This window comes from Streptomyces sp. NPDC007189, from assembly GCF_040703635.1.
Classification (GTDB): Bacteria; Actinomycetota; Actinomycetes; order Streptomycetales; family Streptomycetaceae; genus Streptomyces.
The window spans coordinates 605,340-623,410 of sequence record NZ_JBEYEY010000002.1; the positions used below are offsets into that span (position 1 = coordinate 605,340).

The window sequence follows — 18,071 nt, forward strand, 5'->3', positions numbered from 1 at the left end:
TTCCTTGCGGGGCAGCATCGAGGCGCCCGACAGGAGTGAAGCGGCGCCCTTCCATACGGACGCCGCCTCAGAGGTGTTCACCGGTCTCACAAATTCCTCACGGAAACACGGGAGTTGGCAGGTCAGCGGTCCCGGTCCAGATAGGCGATGACCGCCAGCACGCGCCGGTTGTCGTCGTCCGACACCTCCAGGCCGAGCTTGGCGAAGATGTTGGAGGTGTGCTTGGCGATGGCCCGTTCCGTCACCACCAGCTGGGCCGCGATGCCCGCGTTCGACCGGCCCTGCGCCATCAGCTCCAGCACCTCCAGCTCGCGCGGGGTCAGGCCCGCGAGCGGCCGGTCGTCGCCGGCGCGCCGGGACAGCAACTGCTGGATCACCTGCGGGTCCATCGCCGTACCGCCCGCCGCCACCCGTCGTACGGCGTCGACGAACTGCTCGGCGTCGAACACCCGGTCCTTGAGCAGATACCCGATCCCGCCGGCTCCGTCCGCGAGCAGTTCGCGCGCGTACAGCTGCTCCACGTGCTGGGAGAGCACCAGCACCGGCAGCCCCGGCCGCTCCCGCCGGGCCTTGAGCGCGCACTGCAGGCCCTCGTCGGTGTGCGTGGGCGGCAGCCGTACGTCGACCACCGCCACGTCCGGCTCCAGCTCGGCCAGCGCGCGGGTGAGTTCGGGGCCGGACTCGACGGCGGCCGCGATCTCGAAGCCGAAGGCCTCCAGCATCCGGACCAGCCCGTCGCGCAGCAGGAACAGGTCTTCGGCTAGGACAACGCGCACGGGATCTCCACGGTCACCAGGGTGGGGCCGCCGGCGGGGCTGCTGACGGCCAGGACGCCGTCGAATGTACCGAGCCGCCGCTCCACCCCGGCGAGTCCCGAGCCGGCGCCGACCGTCGCACCGCCCCTGCCGTTGTCGGTGACCGTGATCCGCAGCCGGCCGTCGGTGTGGTGCACGTCGATCCAGATCCGGTCGGCGCCGGAGTGCTTGGCCGCGTTGGTGAGCAGCTCGCTGACCGCGAAGTAGGCCGCCGACTCCACCGGCGCCTCCGCCCGGCCCGGCAGGTCCACGCCCACCTCGGTCGGCAGCGGCAGCCGCAGCGCCAGCGCCCGTACGGCGTCGCCGAGTCCGCGTTCGGCGAGGACCGGCGGATGGATGCCGCGCACCAGGTCGCGCAGCTCCTCCAGGGCCTCGGCGGAGTTCCGGCGGGCCTGCGCGAGCAGCCGTCTGGCCTGCGCCGGGTCCCGCTCCACCAGCATCTCGATGGTGCCGAGGTCCATGCCCATGGCGACCAGCCGGGCCTGCGCCCCGTCGTGCAGGTCCCGCTCGATGCGGCGCAGCTCGGCGGCGGAGGTGTCCACGGCGTCCCGCCGGGTCTCCGTCAGCACCCGGACGCGTTCGGCGAGTTCGCCCTGGGCGTTGTCGAGCACCGCCCGGGTGAGCCGGAAGTGCCCGGTCAGCAGGGCCGGGGTGTAGCGCAGGGCGACGCCGAGGAGGACCAGGGCGAGGACACCCGCGCCGATGGCGCTCAGCTCGCCGTCGACCGGGACGAACGCGTACCAGTAGGTGCCGCCCTGCGTGTACGGCAGCCACAGCCCGAAGGGCAGCATCAGCCCCTCGACGGGGTAGAACAGCAGCACGGCCGGAAGCAGCGCGGTGACGAAACCCGCCGTGACGTCCACCGGCAGCCAGCGCACGTCCCGCCAGGTCTGGGGGTCGCCCAGCATCGTGAAGGTGCGGGTCCACGGGTTGGCGCCGCGGGGGACCGGCCGGTACGCCGCCCGGATCCGCACCCCGCACCACTCGCCCGCCAGCCTGCGGCGCACGTCCGCCAGTGCGCGCACGCCGGTCAGCACGGCCGGAGTCGTCACCAGTCCGACGCCGAGCGGGATGAAGGCGAGGCTCAGCGGGACCAGGACCAGGAACACGATGCCGAAGGGCAGCACCGTCACTGCCAGCACCAGCCCGCGCACGGCGGCCAGCAGGACCTCACGGGCGCGGCCTCTCTTGTCTTCGCTGCTCATGCGGAAAGTCTCGCGGACCCCGGGGCGGGGGTCACTGGTCCGAGGTCCCCTCCTGGGGGGTGGTGCCAGGTACACCGCCGGCCGCGGCCAGCAGCTTCGCCTCCACCTCCGGATCGACACCCTTGATGGTGCGGTCCGGCCGCATCGGCGCCGTGCCGCCGAGCTGAGTGAGCCAGCGCCAGGTGTCCGCGACGGTCTCCCGGGGCGGCCGGCACACCAGGCCGGTGGCCAGCGCCCGGGACACGTCGGTGCGGTGCACGCACGCGTACAGCTCGCTGTCCGGCGGCACCCACACCGGCAGGTCGGTCCACGGTTCGATCCCGGCGGCCAGGATCGCCTCCGGAGCGAACCAGCGCAGCTCGGCGCCGGAGCCGGTGACCCGGACGCACAGGTCGAGCAGCTCGCCCATGGTGCTGTGGCCCGGCGGGCCGATCAGGTCGTAGGGCCCGCTGAGCCCCTGTTCCACCGCTCCGAGGAGCCAGCCGGCCAGGTCGCGGGCGTCGATGAACTGCACCGGCAGCTCGCGCGGTCCGGGGGCCGGCACCGGGCCGCCGCGGGCGATCCGGGTCAGCCACCAGGGCAGCCGGCCCACGTTCTCGTACGGGCCGAGGATCAGCCCGGCCCGCACCAGCAGCGAGTCCGCCGCGCCGAACGCCTCGACGGCGGCCAGTTCGCCGCCCCGCTTGTCGCGGGCGTAGTCGGTCGGCCCGGCGTCGGCGGCGCCCTCGACCAGCGCCCCGGCGTCGTCGGGCCCGTCCAGCGAGGGCCAGGGCCAGGCGTACACCGACCGGCTGGAGACGTACGCGTACCGCCCGGCACGGCCCCGCAGCAGCCGTGCCGCGGCGAGCACGGCACGCGGCTCGGCCGACCAGGTGTCGATCACGGCGTCCCAGGAGCCCGTGTCGGCGGCCAGTGCGGCGAGGCCGTCCGGGGCGGTGCGGTCGCCGTGCAACGACCGCACCCCGGGCGGGGGTTGGTGCCGGCCCCGGTGGAAGACGGTCACCTCCCAGCCCCGCCCCAGCGCGGCCTCGACGACGGCCCGCCCCACGAATTCCGTACCGCCCAGCACCAGTAGTCTCATGCCGGGAATCCTGCCCGCTGCGGGCGCGCGGCGGTACGGGACTCTGCCGAGGGCAGAGCGCAGGCCGGTCAGCGGCCGGTCGGCGGGGTGTACTTGTAGCCGACCCGGCGCACCGTCTGGATCGTCTGGCGGTGCTCGGCGCCCAGCTTGCGGCGCAGCCGGGCGACGTGCACGTCGACGGTACGGCCGTCGCCGACATGGCCGTACCCCCACACCGTGGTGACCAGCTGGTCGCGGGTGTGCACCCGGTGCGGATGCGCCACCAGGTGTGCCAGCAGCTCGAACTCCAGGTAGGTCAGGTCGAGTTCACGGCCGTCGACGCTGGCGGTGCGGCGCACGGGGTCGATCCGCACCAGCGGCTCGGGGCCCGTCGCGGGCTCCTGCTCCGCCTGGTCCGGCACCGCGACCGGCAGGAACGGGGGCCGCTGGTCGGCCGGGACCAGCACCAGGTAGCCGACCATCGGCGGCTGTCCGGGCAGGGTCGGCAGGGTGTGCTGCGGCGCGGGCAGCCAGGTGGCGCCCGGCGGCAGCAGGTCCGCGACGTCGACCACCTCGTCCCGGTCGACGGCGCGCAGCCGGTGCCGGGCGGGGGCGGTGAGGGTGGAGGCGGAGGAGAGGGAACGAGTGGTCGCCATGAGAGGTCAGCTCTTTCGCGCGAGAGGTTCGTCGGTGGGAGCGACGGCCGCGATTCGTGGTCGGGCGCGCCGGAGGACGTACGTCGTTCGCGCTGGCCGAAGGCCGGGGGTTACGGCTTTAGAGGGCCCGCGCGTTCACCGCGCGGCAACACACCCGGTCGAAGTCGTGGTGCTGACGGGAAGGCCAGAAGGGCTCGAGGTCATGGCGACCCGTCGCGGTGGTCTTCTGGAAGCTGGCCATGCGCCCATTGAAGCAGACCCGGCCCCCGGACAGGACCCCTGTGCGAGATGTCGTCTCGCTATCCGGACGAACTCCCGCCGGTGCCCGGCCCCGTGGGGGCCCGGACAGGGGACGGCGGAGCCGTACACGTGCGCGAGGGGCGCACGCCGTGACGGCGGGCGCCCCTCGCGGAAGCGGGACGGATCAGACCTGGCCGGCCTTCTCCAGCGCGGTGCAGCAGGTGTCCACCAGCAGGCGGGTCACCACGTACGGGTCGACGTTGGCGTTCGGGCGGCGGTCCTCGATGTAGCCCTTGCCGTCCTTCTCGACCTGCCACGGGATGCGCACGGAGGCGCCGCGGTCGGAGACGCCGTAGGAGTACTTGTCCCACGGGGCGGTCTCGTGCAGGCCGGTCAGGCGCTCGTCGATGCCGGCGCCGTAGTTCTTGACGTGGTCCAGCGGCTTGGAGCCCTCGCCGAGCGACTCGCACGCGGTGATGATCGCGTCGTAGCCCTCGCGCATGGCCTTGGTGGAGAAGTTGGTGTGCGCGCCCGCGCCGTTCCAGTCGCCCTTGACCGGCTTGGGGTCCAGGGTCGCGGAGACGCCGAAGTCCTCGGCGGTGCGGTACAGCAGCCAGCGGGCCACCCACAGCTGGTCGGAGACCTCCAGCGGGGCGAGCGGGCCGACCTGGAACTCCCACTGGCCCGGCATGACCTCGGCGTTGATGCCGGAGATGCCGAGACCGGCCTTCAGGCAGTTGTCCAGGTGGGCCTCGACGATCTCGCGGCCGAAGATCTCGTCGGCGCCGACACCGCAGTAGTAGCCGCCCTGCGGGGCCGGGAAGCCGCCCTCGGGGAAGCCCAGCGGGCGGGAGCCGTCGAAGAACGTGTACTCCTGCTCGATGCCGAAGATGGGCTCCTGCGCGGCGAACCGCTCGGCGACCTCGGCCAGCGCGGCCCGCGTGTTGGACGGGTGCGGGGTGAGGTCGGTGTCCAGGACCTCGCACAGCACCAGGATGTCGTCGCCGCCGCGGATCGGGTCGGGGCAGGTGAAGACCGGCTTGAGCACGCAGTCCGAGGAGTGGCCCTCGGCCTGGTTGGTGGAGGAGCCGTCGAAGCCCCAGACCGGCAGCGCGTCGAGACCGGCCGGGGCACCCGTGATGATCTTCGTCTTGGAACGGAGCTTCGCCGTCGGGGCGGTGCCGTCGATCCAGATGTACTCAGCCTTGAAGGTCACGGGGGCCATCCTCGGGGTGGTCGGGCTGCACTCGGTGCGGGTGCCGCGGCGCTGCGGCACCGGGGCGCCGCGTCGATCTGCCGGGCAGCCTGTCAACAGGCGGTTTCCCGTCCATTGCTCGTGTGTGAACCCCGTGTTACCTGGGCGTTCTGTGTCCCGGCTCACCTTGTGAGGCGCCGGCGGGCGGGGTATGGGCGCCCTCTGCCGCGGCCCGGCGCACCCCGTCGAGGAAGTCCCGGATCGCGGCCCGCTGGTGGTCGTCGTAGCCGCGCAGCAGCCGCACGCAGTGCTCGATCAGCGGCCCGAAGGAGGCCTGACCGAGGTCCATGGCGTGCTCCGTCACCGCTACGACGACCTTGCGCCGGTCGCCCGTCCCGCGTACCCGCCGTACGTGACCGGCCCGCTCCAGCCGGTCGAGCAGGGCGGTCGTTCCCGCGGAGTTGAGCCCGAGCACGGCCCCGAGCCGCCCCGCGGTCAGCTCCTCACCGGCCCGCCGCGCGTCCATGAGCGCGATCAGGGCCCGTACGTCCGTGGGGTGCATGCCGTTCGCCTGCGCGAACCGGGCGCTGTGCAGGCCGAGTTCGACGGCGACGGCACGCAGGAGGTGGACGGTCTGAGTCTCGGGCTGCACGCGGGGCCTCCGAAGCTATTATCTCGCTGAGCGAATGTCTCGCTGAACGAGATAATAGGGGGCGGTGCCATGGCCGGATACGACAGCGGGGCCTTCCGGGTCGCATACGACACGGTGCTGGCGAAGTGGCCCGCCGAACGGGAGGCGCTGACCGTCGCCACGCCCTTCGGCGACACCCGCGTCAACACCTGCGGCCCCCGCGACGCGCCCCCGCTGCTCCTGCTCCCGGGCGGCGGCGCAGCCACCTCCGTCTCCTGGTACGCCCAGGTCGCGGAACTGGCCCGGGTACGCCGGGTGCACGCGGTCGACGTGATCGGCGCCCCGGGCCTGAGCGTCCCGGCCGGCGACCGCCACCCCCGTACGGTCGCCGACCTGACGCGCTGGCTGGACGCGGTCCTGGACGGCGTGGGCGCCGCCTCGGCCGACCTCGGCGGCCACTCGTACGGCGGCTGGATCGCCCTCCACTACGCCCTGCGCGCCCCCGCCCGGACACGCCGCCTGTTCCTCCTGGACCCGACCCAGTGCTTCGCCGGGTTCAAGGCGGCGTATCTGCTGCGTGCCCTGCCGATGCTGCTGCGGCCCGCGCCCCGCCGGGTCCGCGCCTTCCTGGAGTGGGAGACCTCGGGAGCACCCCTGGACCCTCAGTGGCTCGCACTCCAGGAGGCTGCCGCCGGCTTCCCGGCCGTGAAGCCGGTGACCGGCCCGCGCCCGGCGCCGGACGCGCTGCGGACCCTGGACGCGCGGATCCTGCTGCTCGTGGCCGCGCACAGCAGGACCCACGACCCCCGCGAGGTGGCGGCCCGGGCCCAGGCGCTGCTGCCGCGCGTGGAGACCGCCGTGCTACCGGACGTCTCGCACCACGCGCTGCCGCACGCCGCGCCGGCGGCCCTGGCCCGCCGCCTCACCGCCTTCCTGTCCGGTCCCTGAGCCTCACCCCACCTTCTCGATCCGGGCGTGCCGGATGAGGAACTTGCCGGGTTCCCTGACCTGTTCGAAGGCCGCGTTGTTGAGCAGCACGCAACTGCCGGAGACGGAGGTGACCTTCACCGTCGTGGACTTGTTGTTGTCCAGGTTGGTGACCTTCAGGGTCGTACCGGCCGGGAACTGGTTGCTGGAGGCGGCCGGGGCGCCGGCCTCGCCGGAGAGCGTGACGGTGGAGCCCTGGCACACCTGCTGCCCGGAGGCGGCGGCACCGCCGCCGCCGTTGTCCCCCGCGGCGGCGGACTGCGAGGGCGCGGCGCTCTGCTGACCGGCACCTTGCTGCCCCGCGCCCTGCTGACCGGACCCTTGCTGCCCGGCGCCCTGCTGCCCGGCCTGGGAGTCCTGAGCCGACTCCCCAACCGTGCACCCGGCCGCCTTCTGCTGCGCCTCGATCTGCTGGATGACCGCCTGCCGGTTGGCGATCCGGGCCGCCGACTGGGCGTCCGGGTTGGCCTGCTGACCGGCGATGAACCGCTGGTTGTTGCCGAGCGCGGTGGCGAGCCCCTGGCAGACGGTCGAGGAGTCCGCGGCGGACAGGGTCTTCGCGTTCTTCGCCGGCTGGGCCGCGTTGGACGTGGCGGCCAGCGCGAACGCCCCGCCGCCCGCCACCGCCGCGGCACTGACGAGCAGCGCGATCTTCTTCTTCGTACTGAGGGTGCGCCTACGCGACATGCGCGCCTCCTGGAGAGGTAGGGGAGCGTACGCCGCTATGTACGAGATACCGAACGAGGTTACTCAGCGGTTGTGGGAGTCGATGAAGTGGGCTGTGTCACAACCGAGTTGAGCACCACTCAGCTCTTGTCGCGGGACAGGGCCTCGCGCACCGCGTCCTCGGAGCGGGCCACCAGGGCCGTACCGTCGTCGGCGGTGATGATCGGCCGCTGGATGAGCTTCGGGTGCTCGGCGAGCGCGGTGATCCACCGGTCCCGCGTGGCGGCGTCGCGCGCCCACTTCTTGAGCCCCAGCCCCTTGGCCTCGGCCTCCTGGGTGCGGGTGATGTCCCACGGCTCCAGGTTCAGCCGGTCGAGCACGGCCCTGATCTCGTCCTCGCTCGGCACGTCCTCGAGATAGCGGCGGACGGTGTACTCCGCGCCCTCGGCGTCGAGCAGGCTGATGGCGCTGCGGCACTTGGAGCAGGCCGGGTTGATCCAGATTTCCATGCCGCACACGGTACTCGCCACCGGATCTGTTCGATTTTCCGACGCCCCGGCAGCCCCTCCCCGCACCCCTGTCGCACGCCTCCAATTGCCTTCGCCACCTGGGTGTTTACCCGATCGCGCGATCCTGTGATTGTCAGTGCCCGGCAGTAGACTGGAAGCAGTGTTCGAGGGCGTCGCCGGACTGTCCGGCGGGGCCCTGACCGCGACAGGAGGATGCCTGTGCCCGCTGCCGCCCTGCAGTCGAAGCCGTCCCGGACCCAGTCCACCGCCCAGCACCCCGTTCTGTTCGACTCGCCGTACGAGCCCGTGATCAAGCGGCCGCTGCCGGCCGGGCGGCCGCGCGAGTGGTACGTGGCGCACAACCGCCGCCTGAAGGCCATGCGCCTCGCCATAGCCCTGCTCGACTCCGGCGTCTATCTCCCGTCCCAGGCCCACGACGCCACCATCCGCAGCACGGCCGAGGACATCGGCATGCGGCCCCCGTCCGACACCACCTGCCGCATGGTCCGGGCGTTCATGCGCTACAGCCGCTGAGGCCGACCGGCACCGGGTGCCCCGCGCCGTCGCGGGGCACCCGGCGCTCTCACGCCGGCACGGCCCGCAGCGGCTCCCGCTCGGCCGACGGGGCCAGCAGACGGCTCACGAACTCCCGCCGGTCCTCCGCGTGGTCCCGGAACCACAGCCCCAACCGGTGCTCGGCCCCGGGGAGTTCGAAGCGGGTGTACTCGGCCCGCGTCGAGAGCGCGTCCTGTACGGCCGCGGTCACCGCCGGCGGGATCACCGCATCGGTGCCGGGCACCGCCAGCACCGCCCGGCCCGCGTACGCCCGGTACGTCTCCAGCGCGGAGGAGGTCCGCCAGCTGTCCGGGGAGCGGATGATCCGGGTGAACCGGCCCTGGCCGTCTTCGAACGGCACCTCCCAGGCCTCGGGGGAGTAGACGGCGGGGGAGCACAGGCCGACGGCCGCCACCCGTGCGCCGTGGTGCCGTACGAGATCGGCGACCGTCTGCCCGCTCATGCTGAAGCCGACCAGCACCAGCGGATCGTCCGGCGGGACGTGCGCGTCGAGCACCGCCACCGCCTGCTCGAACCGGCGGCGCAGGCTCAGTTCGGCGAGTGTTCCCGTGCTCTCGCCGTGCCCCGAGAAGTCGAACGCCAGGGCGCGGCAGCCCTGCCCGGCGAACTCGCCGAGCAGCGGCAGGAGGCGCTCCTTGCTGCCGTTGCCCGCGCCGTGCAGCAGCACCGCGGTGGCCCGGCCGGGTGCGCCGGTGTGCACGCCGCTGAGCCGTTCGCCGTCGAAGTCGTGGGTGAAGTACGCGAGTTCGCTCATGGGGTCATTCACTCACGGCGGGTCCCGCCGGGCGGAAAACCGGATGCGGGCGCCGTGGCGGGATCCCTACGCTGAACAAACGGCACTAAGCCGACACATTCCACGCTCGCCACACTCACCCCAACGGAGGTCCGTCATGCGTGGCATCGTCGCGTCCGGGACCGTCGTCCTGGTGATCCTCGGCATCGGAAACCATCTGTGGTGGCTCGCCGCCGTCGCGCTGCTGTACCTGTACACGACGCACGGACGCGGCTCCCCGGGCACGCCACCGCCCGGCCCGGGCAGCCCGCCCCTGCCGGACAGCTACCGCGCCTACCGCGACCGCCGGGACCGGCAGGCGAAGTGGGAGCGCCGCTACCGCCGCGAGCGGCCCTTCGAGGCCCGCCGGCAGGCGCGGGAGAAGAGCAGGTGAGCCACGGCGTCCCCGGTCACAGACCGGGGGCGCCCCACACCGGGAACCAGCGGCCCAGGTCCTGCTCGATACGCAGATCGTTCGCGAGGGTCGCCTTCATCTGGAGCTCCAGCGGGTTGTCCCGCCGCTCGGCGGCGCCGGGCAGGGGCGCGAAGGGGTAGAAGGTGCCCCGCTTGTACAGGTAGACGAGCGCCAGTCTGCGGCCGCCGTCGTCCGTGAAGGCGGCCAGCGAGCACAGCAGCTGCGGGCCGAAGCCGTTGACCTCCATCGCGCTGTTCACCGCGTGCAGGTCGTTGACCAGCTCCGGCAGCTGCTCCGGGCTGCGCTCGGACACCAGCCAGGAGTAGCCGTAGTCGTCCCGGCGCAGCTCCACCGGCGGGCCGGAGCGCTCGGTGTCCGCGTCCAGCAGCGCCTGCACCTCCCGGTGGGTCTGCTCGAAGGCCGCGCCCTCCACGGTGGCGAAGCACACCGCGCCGGTCCCGGTCGGCCGGAAACCGGCCGCGGCCTCGAGGGTCACGGCCGCCGAGGGCAGCGCGAAGAGCTGGTCGAGATCGGGCGCGACCGGTTTCGTACGGCCCAGCAGGATGTCCAGCAGCCCCAACTCTCAGCCCGCCTTTCCCGGTGCGATGCGCTCGGGTCTCATCTGGTCAGCCCCGGCTTCTCCGGTGGGGATGTGCTCGGGTGCCGCCCGGTCTGCTCCGGATTCGACGGTGCGGATGCGCTCGGGTGTCATCTGGTCATCCCCGGCTTCGCCGGTGCGGATGTGTTCGGGTGTCATCGGGTCGGCTCCGGCTTCCCCGGCGCGGATGTGCTCGGGTGCCGCGCGGTCAGCCCTGCCTTCCCCGGTGCCGATGTGTTCGGGTGTCGTCCGGTCGGCCGCCTTTCCCGGTGCGATGTGCCGCGCGCCATCCGCTTAGCCCACCTTTTCCGGTGCGATGTGCTCGGGTGTCGTCCGGTGACCACCCTCCCCACCTGCGATGCGCCCGCTCGCCATCCGCTCAGCCCGCCTTTCCGGGCGTGGCGGTCTCGCCCAGTTCTGTCGAGATGCGGGCGAGCTGCTCCAGCCGCTGTTCCAGGCTCGGGTGTGTGGAGAAGATCCGCTCGATGCCGGGCTCCTTGCCGGCCGCCGGGGTGAAGTAGAAGGCGTTGAAGGCCTGGGCGGTGCGCAGGTCCTTGGTCGGGATCCGGGCGATGTCCCCGGTGACCTTGGTGAGCGCCGAGGCGAGCGCGGACGGGCGGCCGGTGAGATGCGCGGCCGCGCGGTCCGCCGCCAGCTCCCGGTACCGGGACAGCGCCCGGATCAGCAGGAAGCTGAGCGCGTACACCGCGGCCGAGACGCCCATGATCATGGCGAAGAGGGCGGCGGTGTTCTGGTCCCGGCGGCCCCCGCCGAAGATCTGCGAGTAGAAGGCGAACCGCACGATCAGGCCGGCGAGCACACCGAGGAACGACGCGATCGTGATCACGGCGACGTCCTTGTGCGCCACGTGCGACAGCTCGTGCGCCAGCACGCCCTCCAGCTCGGCCGGCTCCAGCCGTCGTAGCAGCCCGGTGGTCACGCAGACCACGGCGTGGTCGGGATTCCGGCCGGTCGCGAACGCGTTGGGCATGTCCATGTTGGACACCGCGACCACCGGTTTGGGCATGTCCGCGATCGCGCACAGCCGGTCGATCACGGCGTGCAGCTCGGGATACTCCTCGCGCTCCACGACCCGGCCGTGCATCGCGAACATGGCGATCCGGTCGGAGAACCAGAACTGCGCCACGAACATCGCGCCGATCACCACGACGACCAGCACCCACGACCTCAGCAGCGCGATCAGCGCGGCGATGAAGGCGACGTACAGCAGACCGAGCAGGAACATGGTCAGCCCCATGCGCACGGTCAGCCGTCGGTCGCTCCGGAAGCGGCTCTGCATCTTGCATCACCCCGCAGTCAGGCACTCGTCCCGCTGTCCAGTGTGCACCCGCCGACTCCCATGAACAGGTCCGGAACCGCCCTAGGAGCAGCAAAACGTACCCGTGAGTCGGCCGCCGGTCGCGGACGGTCCCCGCTCCGCTAGCGCGACACGCCGAACTGGAGCAGCCCGATCAGCACCATGACCCCGATCACGGCGCCGACGACCACGCCCGTCGAGGCCCACGACGCCCGGCGCGGCGCCGGGGCGGGGTCGGCGCGGAAGGGCGCCGGGTCCGGCGGGGTGTCCTTCCAGCGCGCGGCGAGCATCCGGGCCCGGGCCGAGGGCTCCTTGTGCTCGGCGGAACTCGCCCAGCGGTGATCGAATTCCCGCTCCCAGTCGTCCTGTTCCGTCATCCCCGTTCAACCTCTCTCGTCCGGCAGGGTCAGGAGGATGATCCCCCGGAAGTAGGAAGTTCGGGAAGCGGGAAAAGTTCCCTCCGGCCCGGCGCCCTCCGGGCGCAGCACGCCGAAGGCCCCCCGGCCGGAGCCGAGGGGCCTTGGGAGTGGCGTCTGTCACACGTCGAAGTAGAGCTCGAACTCGTGCGGGTGCGGACGCAGCTGGAGCGGCGCGATCTCGTTGGTGCGCTTGAAGTCGATCCACGTCTCGATCAGGTCCGGCGTGAACACGTCGCCCTGGAGGAGGAACTCGTGGTCGGCCTCGAGCGAGTCGAGGACAGCCGGGAGCGAGGTCGGGACCTGGGCGACGTTCGCGTGCTCCTCCGGAGCCAGCTCGTACAGGTCCTTGTCGATCGGCTCGGCCGGCTCGATCTTGTTCTTGATGCCGTCCAGGCCCGCCAGCAGCAGGGCGGAGAAGGCCAGGTACGGGTTGCCGGAGGAGTCCGGGGCGCGGAACTCGACGCGCTTGGCCTTCGGGTTGGAGCCGGTGATCGGGATACGCATGGCCGCGGAGCGGTTGCGCTGCGAGTACACCAGGTTGATCGGCGCCTCGAAGCCCGGCACCAGACGGTGGTAGGAGTTCACCGTCGGGTTGGTGAAGGCCAGCAGCGACGGGGCGTGCTTGAGGATGCCGCCGATGTAGTAGCGGGCGGTGTCTGACAGGCCCGCGTAACCGGCCTCGTCGTAGAACAGCGGGTCGCCGTTCGCCCACAGCGACTGGTGCACGTGCATGCCCGAGCCGTTGTCACCGAAGATCGGCTTCGGCATGAAGGTCGCGGTCTTGCCGTTGCGCCAGGCCACGTTCTTCACGATGTACTTGAACAGCTGCAGGTCGTCGGCGGCGGCGAGCAGCGTGTTGAACTTGTAGTTGATCTCCGCCTGGCCGGCGGTGCCCACCTCGTGGTGCTGGCGCTCGACCTGCAGGCCGGCCTTGCCCAGCTCCAGGGAGATCTCGGCGCGCAGGTCGGCGAAGTGGTCGACCGGCGGGACCGGGAAGTAGCCGCCCTTGTAGCGGACCTTGTAGCCGCGGTTGTCCTCCAGCGCACCGGTGTTCCAGGCGCCCGCCTCGGAGTCGATGTGGTAGAAGGACTCGTTCGCGGACGTGGCGAAACGCACGCTGTCGAAGACGTAGAACTCGGCCTCGGGACCGAAGTACGCGGTGTCCGCGATACCGGTCGACGCGAGGTAGGCCTCGGCCTTCTTCGCCACGTTGCGCGGGTCACGGGAGTACTGCTCGCCCGTGATCGGGTCGTGGATGAAGAAGTTGATGTTGAGGGTCTTGTCCCGCCGGAACGGGTCCACACGGGAGGTGGACAGGTCGGCGCGCAGGGCCATGTCGGACTCGTGGATCGCCTGGAAACCACGGATCGACGATCCGTCGAAGGCGAGCTCCTCGTCCGGGTCGAACGCCTCAACGGGCACCGTGAAGTGCTGCATGACGCCCGGCAGGTCGCAGAAGCGGACGTCGATGAACTTGACGTCCTCGTCCGCGATGAACTTCTTGGCCTCGTCGGCGTTCTGGAACATCCAGCTCCTCCTACTCCCGACCGTCCTCGCCGGGGTGGTAGATCGTTCGTGCGGCCAGTGCGGTGGCACACGCTGGCCTCGACCCTAGGGACGGGTGATTTCTCGGGCGTGACCCATTTGTTTCGCAGAAGTTAACCGGCCACGTGTCCACGGTAGCCCCGACACACCCCTCGGCACAGTGCGTGAAACCGGGCGCAGTACCGTGGTCGGGTGGACAACAGGCAAGCACTCGGATCGTGGCTCTCCGGGCCCCGCGCGGCCATGGAGGAGGCCGGTGCGGACTTCGGCTACCGGGGCGAGCGGCTCGGCCTCCCTCAGGAGGGGCCGAACTCCGTCGCACGCCCGGGACGGCGGCTCGGCGCGCTCGCCGTGGACTGGGCGCTGAGCGTCCTGATCGCATACGGCCTGATCACGAACGGCTACCGGGTGCCTGCGACGAGCAACTGGGCGCTCGGCGTCTTCTTCGTCATGAGCGTCCTGACCGTCGGCACGATCGGCTTCACGCCGGGCAAGCGGCTCTTCCGCATCCGGGTGGTGGCCCTGGAGACCGGCACGGTCCATCCGCTGCGGTCGCTGCTGCGCACGGTCCTGCTGTGCCTCGCGGTTCCGGCGCTGATCTGGGACCGGGACGGCCGCGGGCTGCACGACCGGCTCGCGAAGACCGTCGAGGTCCGCATCTGACGGTCGGCATCCGCCGGCCGGCATGCGGTGGCCCGGCGGGCGATGGCCCGTATGCCCCCCATCCGGTTGCCCGGTCACACCGTCGGCGGCATGGTCGCCGTATGACCGATGCTCAGGATGTGATGGCGGCCGAGGTGACACCCGAGGAGTTCCGGGACGCCATGGCGCGCTTTCCGTCGGGCGTGGTGGTGGTGACCGCCCGCTGCGAGGACGGTACTCCGCGCGGCTTCACGGCCAGCTCCTTCTGCTCCGTCTCCCTGGAGCCGCCCCTGATCCTGGTGTGCCTCGCGGACGCGGCCGACTCGGCGGCGGTCTTCGGGCGCTGCGACCACTTCGCGGTGAGCGTGCTGGCGCCGGAGCACGAGCCGCTGGCCATGCTGTTCGCCACCAAGGGCGCGGACAAGTTCTCCGATGCCCTGCTCCAGCCGAGCCCCTTCGGCCTGCCGGCGGTGCGGCAGGCGCCCGTACAGCTGGACTGCGCCGCATACGCGCGTTACCCGGCCGGGGATCACACGATCCTGATCGGCCGGGTAACGGGAGTACGGCTGGGCGAGGGGTCGCCGGTGGTGTACTGCGAGCGGGAGTTCCGAAGCCTGAACTGACGGGCCCGGCGGACCGCTGGGGTCAGCGGCCCTTCGGCATCCGCATGCCCTTGGGCATCGGGCCCTTCGGCAGCGGCATGTTGCTCATCAGGTCGCCCAGGGCCCGCAGCCGGTCGTTGGTGGCCGTCACCTGGGGACCGGTGAGCACGCGCGGGAACTTCAGCAGGGTCGTGCGCAGCTTCTTCAGCTCGACCTGGCCCTCGCCGTTGCCGACGATCACGTCGTGCACCGGCACGTCCGCCACGATCCGGTTCATCTTCTTCTTCTCGGCGGCCAGCAGGCTCTTCACCCGGTTCGGGTTGCCCTCGGCGACCAGCACGATGCCGGCCTTGCCGACCGCCCGGTGCACCACGTCCTGGCTGCGGTTCATCGCCACCGCCGGAGTCGTCGTCCAGCCCCGGCCGATGTTGTCGAGCACGGCCGCCGCGGCGCCCGGCTGGCCCTCCATCTGGCCGAACGCGGCACGCTCGGCGCGGCGGCCGAACACGATCGCCGTCGCCAGCAGAGCGATCAGCAGGCCGAAGATGCCCAGGTAGACCGGGTGTCCGAGCAAGAAGCCGATCACAAGGAAGACAGCGAGGGTGCCGAGACCGACGGCCCCGAGTACAAGGCCGATCTTCTTGTCGACCTTGCTGGTCATCTTGTAGGTGAGAGCGATCTGCTTCAGTCGCCCTGCGTTCGCGGCGTCCGCCGCGGTTTCCTTCCTCGCCATGTCACGAAGTCTACGTGGCCCCGGGAGTGCGGACGACGGCAGTGTCCGGGGACGCGGCCGGGGAGGGCGTCAGGAGCGGCCGGCGGCCTGCTCGAGGAAGCGCTGGGCCTCGACGCGGTCCTTGGCCCGGCGGCGGTCCTCCAGCACGGAGGTCCACGCGTTGCGCCGGGCCGTGCGCTGACCGCCGCTCATGAGCAGGGACTCGACGGCGCGGAGAGCATCGGTGAAGGACGGGATGGCGGTGGCGCGTACGGGCGCGGCCTGCATGATCGAGGTCCCCCCTCGGAGCGGATGGTGTACGAGGCGTGATACCAGAGTCACTGATTGGTGTTACCAGGGCGTGTCCGACCGGTCAAACGCCCATGAAGCCTTGATGGGGAGCGATGAAACGCCGACGCGGCCCCGGCGCCCGCCCTCATCAGCGAGGACGGCCGGGACCGCGTCGACTCGGCCATTACTGGCCAGTAGGAACTTGTGCGCGAATTCACACGCTCGGCTCACACCGCCCGCGTGGCGACGCTCACACCGCCTGGGTGGCGACGAAGGAGCCGCGCCTCTCGATGGCCATCTGGTACAGGCGCCCGGCCCGGTACGAGGAGCGCACGAGCGGACCCGACATCACGCCGGAGAAACCGATCTGCTCGGCCTCCTCCTTCAGCTCCACGAACTCCTGCGGCTTGACCCAGCGCTCGACCGGGTGGTGCCGCACGGAGGGACGCAGGTACTGGGTGATGGTGACCAGCTCGCAGCCGGCGTCGTGCAACTGCCTGAGCGCCTCGCTGACCTCCTCGCGGGTCTCGCCCATGCCGAGGATCAGGTTGGACTTGGTCACCAGGCCGTAGTCGCGGGCCTCGGTGATGACCTTCAGGGAGCGCTCGTAGCGGAAGCCGGGGCGGATGCGCTTGAAGATCCGCGGAACCGTCTCGACGTTGTGCGCGAAGACCTCGGGGCGGGAGGAGAAGACCTCTTCGAGCTGCTCGGGAACCGCGTTGAAGTCCGGGGCCAGGAGCTCGACCTTGGTACGGCCGCCCTCCCGGTGTGCCGTCTGCGCGTGGATCTGGCGCACGGTCTCGGCGTACAGCCAGGCGCCGCCGTCCTCCAGGTCGTCGCGGGCGACGCCGGTGATGGTGGCGTAGTTCAGGTCCATGGTGACCACGGACTCGCCCACCCGGCGCGGCTCGTCGCGGTCCAGCGCCTCGGGCTTGCCGGTGTCGATCTGGCAGAAGTCGCAGCGCCGGGTGCACTGGTCGCCGCCGATGAGGAAGGTCGCCTCGCGGTCTTCCCAGCACTCGTAGATGTTCGGGCAGCCGGCTTCCTGGCAGACCGTGTGCAGGCCCTCGCTCTTCACGAGGTTCTGCATCTTCGTGTACTCGGGGCCCATTTTCGCCCGGGTCTTGATCCACTCGGGCTTGCGCTCGATGGGGGTCTGGCTGTTGCGGACCTCCAGGCGCAGCATCTTGCGTCCGTCGGGTGCGACTGCGGACACGACCGGCTCCCTAAGCTTTGATTCTTCGGCGTACACCAGGGTACGCCCGTGCTCCTTGCGCCCTGCCGGGGAGATCAACCCCGCGGTCGCAGGGCGCATTCCCCCGGCGCGGGGCGGCTCAGGCGGACGCCTTCTCGATCACCCGGGGCTTGAGCTCCGCGTTCTCCAGGACGTCCTTCAGGTGCTTCTCCACGACCGGCAGCACCTCCGCGATGGTCACGTCCCGGCCCAGCTCGCCCGCGAGGGAGGCGACGCCCGCGTCGCGGATGCCGCACGGGATGATCTTGTCGAACCACTTGTTGTCCGGGTTCACGTTGAGCGCGAAGCCGTGCATGGTGACGCCCTTGGCGACCCGGATGCCGATCGCGGCGATCTTGCGGTCCTCACGCCGCTGGCCCGCGTTGGACGGGGCGTACTCGGGGCCGTTGAGCCGGGGGTCGAACTCCGGGTCGCTCATCCGGGGATCGAAGTCCAGGGACAGGCCGCGAAGCGCCGGCCGCTGCTCGACCGGGTCGCCGAGCACCCACACCCCGCTGCGGCCCTCGACCCGGGTGGTCCGGAGCCCGAACTCCGCGCAGGTGCGGATCAGGGCCTCCTCCAGCCGCCGTACGTGCGCGACCACGTCCACCGGGCGGGGGAGCTTCTGGATCGGGTAGCCCACCAGCTGGCCCGGTCCGTGCCAGGTGATCTTGCCGCCGCGGTCCACGTCGATGACCGGGGTGCCGTCCAGCGGGCGCTCGCTGTCCTCGGTGCGCCGCCCCGCCGTGTACACCGGCGGGTGCTCCAGCAGGAGCACGGTGTCCGGGACCTCGTCGGCGAACCGCGCCGCGTGCACCCGGCGCTGCTCGTCCCAGGCCTCCTGGTAATCGACGGCATCCGCACCGAACCCCATGCGGACGAACCGCAACTCACTCACGGCAAGCGCCTCCCTCAGCGACCGGTGTGTCAGGCACGTAAAGCGCCCACGCCACTGTACGTCCGTCCGGTGTACGTCAGCCCTA

The 18,071-nt window shown here is 71.5% G+C and carries 23 protein-coding genes; 5 read left to right on the forward strand and 18 right to left on the reverse strand.

The annotated features are described in order from the left end of the window. Positions 1–122 precede the first annotated feature (122 nt). The 6 genes from AB0950_RS05835 to AB0950_RS05860 form a co-directional block, all read right to left on the reverse strand. A complete protein-coding gene (locus AB0950_RS05835) occupies positions 123–776 on the reverse strand; it encodes a response regulator transcription factor (RefSeq protein WP_360143532.1) in 654 nt (217 codons plus the stop codon). Next, positions 761–2,020 (reverse strand): sensor domain-containing protein, encoded by a 1,260-nt coding sequence (locus tag AB0950_RS05840; protein WP_366777889.1) that lies wholly within the window; start codon positions 2,018–2,020, stop codon positions 761–763. Before AB0950_RS05840 ends, AB0950_RS05835 begins: the two co-directional genes overlap by 16 nt. A 31-nt stretch (positions 2,021–2,051) precedes the next feature. Continuing rightward, positions 2,052–3,101: an NAD-dependent epimerase/dehydratase family protein gene (locus AB0950_RS05845; RefSeq protein WP_366777890.1), complete on the reverse strand. Its 1,050-nt coding sequence runs from the start codon at positions 3,099–3,101 to the stop codon at positions 2,052–2,054. A gap of 68 nt (positions 3,102–3,169) precedes the next feature. After that, the gene (locus AB0950_RS05850; RefSeq protein WP_360143523.1) at positions 3,170–3,736 is read right to left on the reverse strand and encodes a winged helix-turn-helix domain-containing protein; all 567 of its coding nucleotides are present in this window, start codon (positions 3,734–3,736) and stop codon (positions 3,170–3,172) included. Positions 3,737–4,160: 424 nt separating this feature from the next. Next, positions 4,161–5,192, reverse strand: coding sequence for a glutamine synthetase (gene glnII, locus AB0950_RS05855; protein ID WP_360143520.1), 1,032 nt, complete (start codon positions 5,190–5,192; stop codon positions 4,161–4,163). A 136-nt stretch (positions 5,193–5,328) separates the two neighbouring features. Then, a complete protein-coding gene (locus AB0950_RS05860; protein WP_360143517.1) occupies positions 5,329–5,823 on the reverse strand; it encodes a MarR family transcriptional regulator in 495 nt (164 codons plus the stop codon). 69 nt (positions 5,824–5,892) lie between these two features. Between AB0950_RS05860 and AB0950_RS05865 the strand changes: the two genes are divergently transcribed. Then, complete coding sequence (locus AB0950_RS05865; protein WP_366777891.1) at positions 5,893–6,750, forward strand: alpha/beta hydrolase; 858 nt, start codon at positions 5,893–5,895, stop codon at positions 6,748–6,750. A gap of 3 nt (positions 6,751–6,753) precedes the next feature. Here the strand turns inward: AB0950_RS05865 and AB0950_RS05870 are convergent, their stop codons facing one another. Both AB0950_RS05870 and AB0950_RS05875 read right to left on the reverse strand, forming a co-directional pair. After that, positions 6,754–7,476 (reverse strand): hypothetical protein, encoded by a 723-nt coding sequence (locus AB0950_RS05870; protein ID WP_360571150.1) that lies wholly within the window; start codon positions 7,474–7,476, stop codon positions 6,754–6,756. Between the two features lie 119 nt (positions 7,477–7,595). Then, entirely contained in the window at positions 7,596–7,964 is a 369-nt protein-coding gene (locus tag AB0950_RS05875) for an arsenate reductase family protein (RefSeq protein WP_366777893.1), read from the reverse strand. 219 nt (positions 7,965–8,183) lie between these two features. On the opposite strand from AB0950_RS05875, the gene AB0950_RS05880 reads away from it, so the two are divergent. Further along, on the forward strand, positions 8,184–8,498 hold the full coding sequence (locus AB0950_RS05880) for a hypothetical protein (protein ID WP_360143505.1): 315 nt from the start codon (positions 8,184–8,186) through the stop codon (positions 8,496–8,498). 49 nt (positions 8,499–8,547) lie between these two features. Here AB0950_RS05880 and AB0950_RS05885 read toward each other — a convergent pair whose 3' ends face one another. Next, positions 8,548–9,294, reverse strand: coding sequence for an alpha/beta fold hydrolase (locus AB0950_RS05885; RefSeq protein ID WP_366777894.1), 747 nt, complete (start codon positions 9,292–9,294; stop codon positions 8,548–8,550). A 136-nt stretch (positions 9,295–9,430) separates the two neighbouring features. Between AB0950_RS05885 and AB0950_RS05890 the strand changes: the two genes are divergently transcribed. After that, positions 9,431–9,706 (forward strand): hypothetical protein, encoded by a 276-nt coding sequence (locus AB0950_RS05890; RefSeq protein ID WP_360143500.1) that lies wholly within the window; start codon positions 9,431–9,433, stop codon positions 9,704–9,706. 16 nt (positions 9,707–9,722) lie between these two features. On the opposite strand, the gene AB0950_RS05895 is transcribed toward AB0950_RS05890, so the two are convergent. From AB0950_RS05895 to glnA, 5 genes are all read right to left on the reverse strand, one after another. Then, complete coding sequence (locus tag AB0950_RS05895) at positions 9,723–10,307, reverse strand: hypothetical protein (protein WP_360143497.1); 585 nt, start codon at positions 10,305–10,307, stop codon at positions 9,723–9,725. Positions 10,308–10,310: 3 nt separating this feature from the next. Continuing rightward, positions 10,311–10,484, reverse strand: a complete 174-nt coding sequence (locus AB0950_RS05900) for a hypothetical protein (RefSeq protein ID WP_366777897.1) — start codon at positions 10,482–10,484, stop codon at positions 10,311–10,313. A 220-nt stretch (positions 10,485–10,704) separates the two neighbouring features. Beyond that, complete coding sequence (gene htpX / locus AB0950_RS05905) at positions 10,705–11,625, reverse strand: zinc metalloprotease HtpX (protein WP_360143491.1); 921 nt, start codon at positions 11,623–11,625, stop codon at positions 10,705–10,707. 140 nt (positions 11,626–11,765) lie between these two features. Further along, positions 11,766–12,020: a hypothetical protein gene (locus AB0950_RS05910; RefSeq protein WP_360143488.1), complete on the reverse strand. Its 255-nt coding sequence runs from the start codon at positions 12,018–12,020 to the stop codon at positions 11,766–11,768. A gap of 159 nt (positions 12,021–12,179) precedes the next feature. Beyond that, positions 12,180–13,589 (reverse strand): type I glutamate--ammonia ligase, encoded by a 1,410-nt coding sequence (gene glnA, locus AB0950_RS05915; protein ID WP_360143485.1) that lies wholly within the window; start codon positions 13,587–13,589, stop codon positions 12,180–12,182. Between the two features lie 210 nt (positions 13,590–13,799). Between glnA and AB0950_RS05920 the strand changes: the two genes are divergently transcribed. Together AB0950_RS05920 and AB0950_RS05925 are read left to right on the forward strand one after the other, a co-directional pair. Further along, positions 13,800–14,270 (forward strand): RDD family protein, encoded by a 471-nt coding sequence (locus AB0950_RS05920; protein ID WP_360143482.1) that lies wholly within the window; start codon positions 13,800–13,802, stop codon positions 14,268–14,270. A 101-nt stretch (positions 14,271–14,371) separates the two neighbouring features. Continuing rightward, entirely contained in the window at positions 14,372–14,872 is a 501-nt protein-coding gene (locus AB0950_RS05925) for a flavin reductase family protein (RefSeq protein WP_360143480.1), read from the forward strand. 22 nt (positions 14,873–14,894) lie between these two features. Here the strand turns inward: AB0950_RS05925 and AB0950_RS05930 are convergent, their stop codons facing one another. The 4 genes from AB0950_RS05930 to lipB form a co-directional block, all read right to left on the reverse strand. Next, positions 14,895–15,584 (reverse strand): DUF4191 domain-containing protein, encoded by a 690-nt coding sequence (locus AB0950_RS05930; protein ID WP_360143478.1) that lies wholly within the window; start codon positions 15,582–15,584, stop codon positions 14,895–14,897. A gap of 69 nt (positions 15,585–15,653) precedes the next feature. Beyond that, on the reverse strand, positions 15,654–15,851 hold the full coding sequence (locus tag AB0950_RS05935) for a hypothetical protein (protein ID WP_208901281.1): 198 nt from the start codon (positions 15,849–15,851) through the stop codon (positions 15,654–15,656). A 253-nt stretch (positions 15,852–16,104) separates the two neighbouring features. Next, positions 16,105–17,070, reverse strand: a complete 966-nt coding sequence (gene lipA / locus AB0950_RS05940; RefSeq protein WP_360143475.1) for a lipoyl synthase — start codon at positions 17,068–17,070, stop codon at positions 16,105–16,107. Between the two features lie 118 nt (positions 17,071–17,188). Continuing rightward, positions 17,189–17,986 carry a lipoyl(octanoyl) transferase LipB gene (lipB, locus tag AB0950_RS05945; protein WP_360571165.1) on the reverse strand — a complete coding sequence of 266 codons (798 nt, stop codon included), beginning with the start codon at positions 17,984–17,986 and terminating at the stop codon, positions 17,189–17,191. Between the last annotated feature and the right edge of the window lie 85 nt (positions 17,987–18,071).

Coding starts and splice junctions, on each gene's coding strand:
- AB0950_RS05840 (WP_366777889.1), bottom strand. CDS start 2,020: ATGAGCAGCGAAGACAAGAGAGGCCGCGCCCGTGAGGTCCTGCTGGCC.
- AB0950_RS05845 (WP_366777890.1), bottom strand. CDS start 3,101: ATGAGACTACTGGTGCTGGGCGGTACGGAATTCGTGGGGCGGGCCGTC.
- AB0950_RS05850 (WP_360143523.1), bottom strand. CDS start 3,736: ATGGCGACCACTCGTTCCCTCTCCTCCGCCTCCACCCTCACCGCCCCC.
- AB0950_RS05865 (WP_366777891.1), top strand. CDS start 5,893: ATGGCCGGATACGACAGCGGGGCCTTCCGGGTCGCATACGACACGGTG.
- AB0950_RS05870 (WP_360571150.1), bottom strand. CDS start 7,476: ATGTCGCGTAGGCGCACCCTCAGTACGAAGAAGAAGATCGCGCTGCTC.
- AB0950_RS05875 (WP_366777893.1), bottom strand. CDS start 7,964: ATGGAAATCTGGATCAACCCGGCCTGCTCCAAGTGCCGCAGCGCCATC.
- AB0950_RS05885 (WP_366777894.1), bottom strand. CDS start 9,294: ATGAGCGAACTCGCGTACTTCACCCACGACTTCGACGGCGAACGGCTC.
- AB0950_RS05890 (WP_360143500.1), top strand. CDS start 9,431: ATGCGTGGCATCGTCGCGTCCGGGACCGTCGTCCTGGTGATCCTCGGC.
- AB0950_RS05900 (WP_366777897.1), bottom strand. CDS start 10,484: ATGACACCCGAACACATCCGCACCGGCGAAGCCGGGGATGACCAGATG.
- htpX (WP_360143491.1), bottom strand. CDS start 11,625: ATGCAGAGCCGCTTCCGGAGCGACCGACGGCTGACCGTGCGCATGGGG.
- AB0950_RS05910 (WP_360143488.1), bottom strand. CDS start 12,020: ATGACGGAACAGGACGACTGGGAGCGGGAATTCGATCACCGCTGGGCG.
- glnA (WP_360143485.1), bottom strand. CDS start 13,589: ATGTTCCAGAACGCCGACGAGGCCAAGAAGTTCATCGCGGACGAGGAC.
- AB0950_RS05925 (WP_360143480.1), top strand. CDS start 14,372: ATGACCGATGCTCAGGATGTGATGGCGGCCGAGGTGACACCCGAGGAG.
- AB0950_RS05930 (WP_360143478.1), bottom strand. CDS start 15,584: ATGGCGAGGAAGGAAACCGCGGCGGACGCCGCGAACGCAGGGCGACTG.
- AB0950_RS05935 (WP_208901281.1), bottom strand. CDS start 15,851: ATGCAGGCCGCGCCCGTACGCGCCACCGCCATCCCGTCCTTCACCGAT.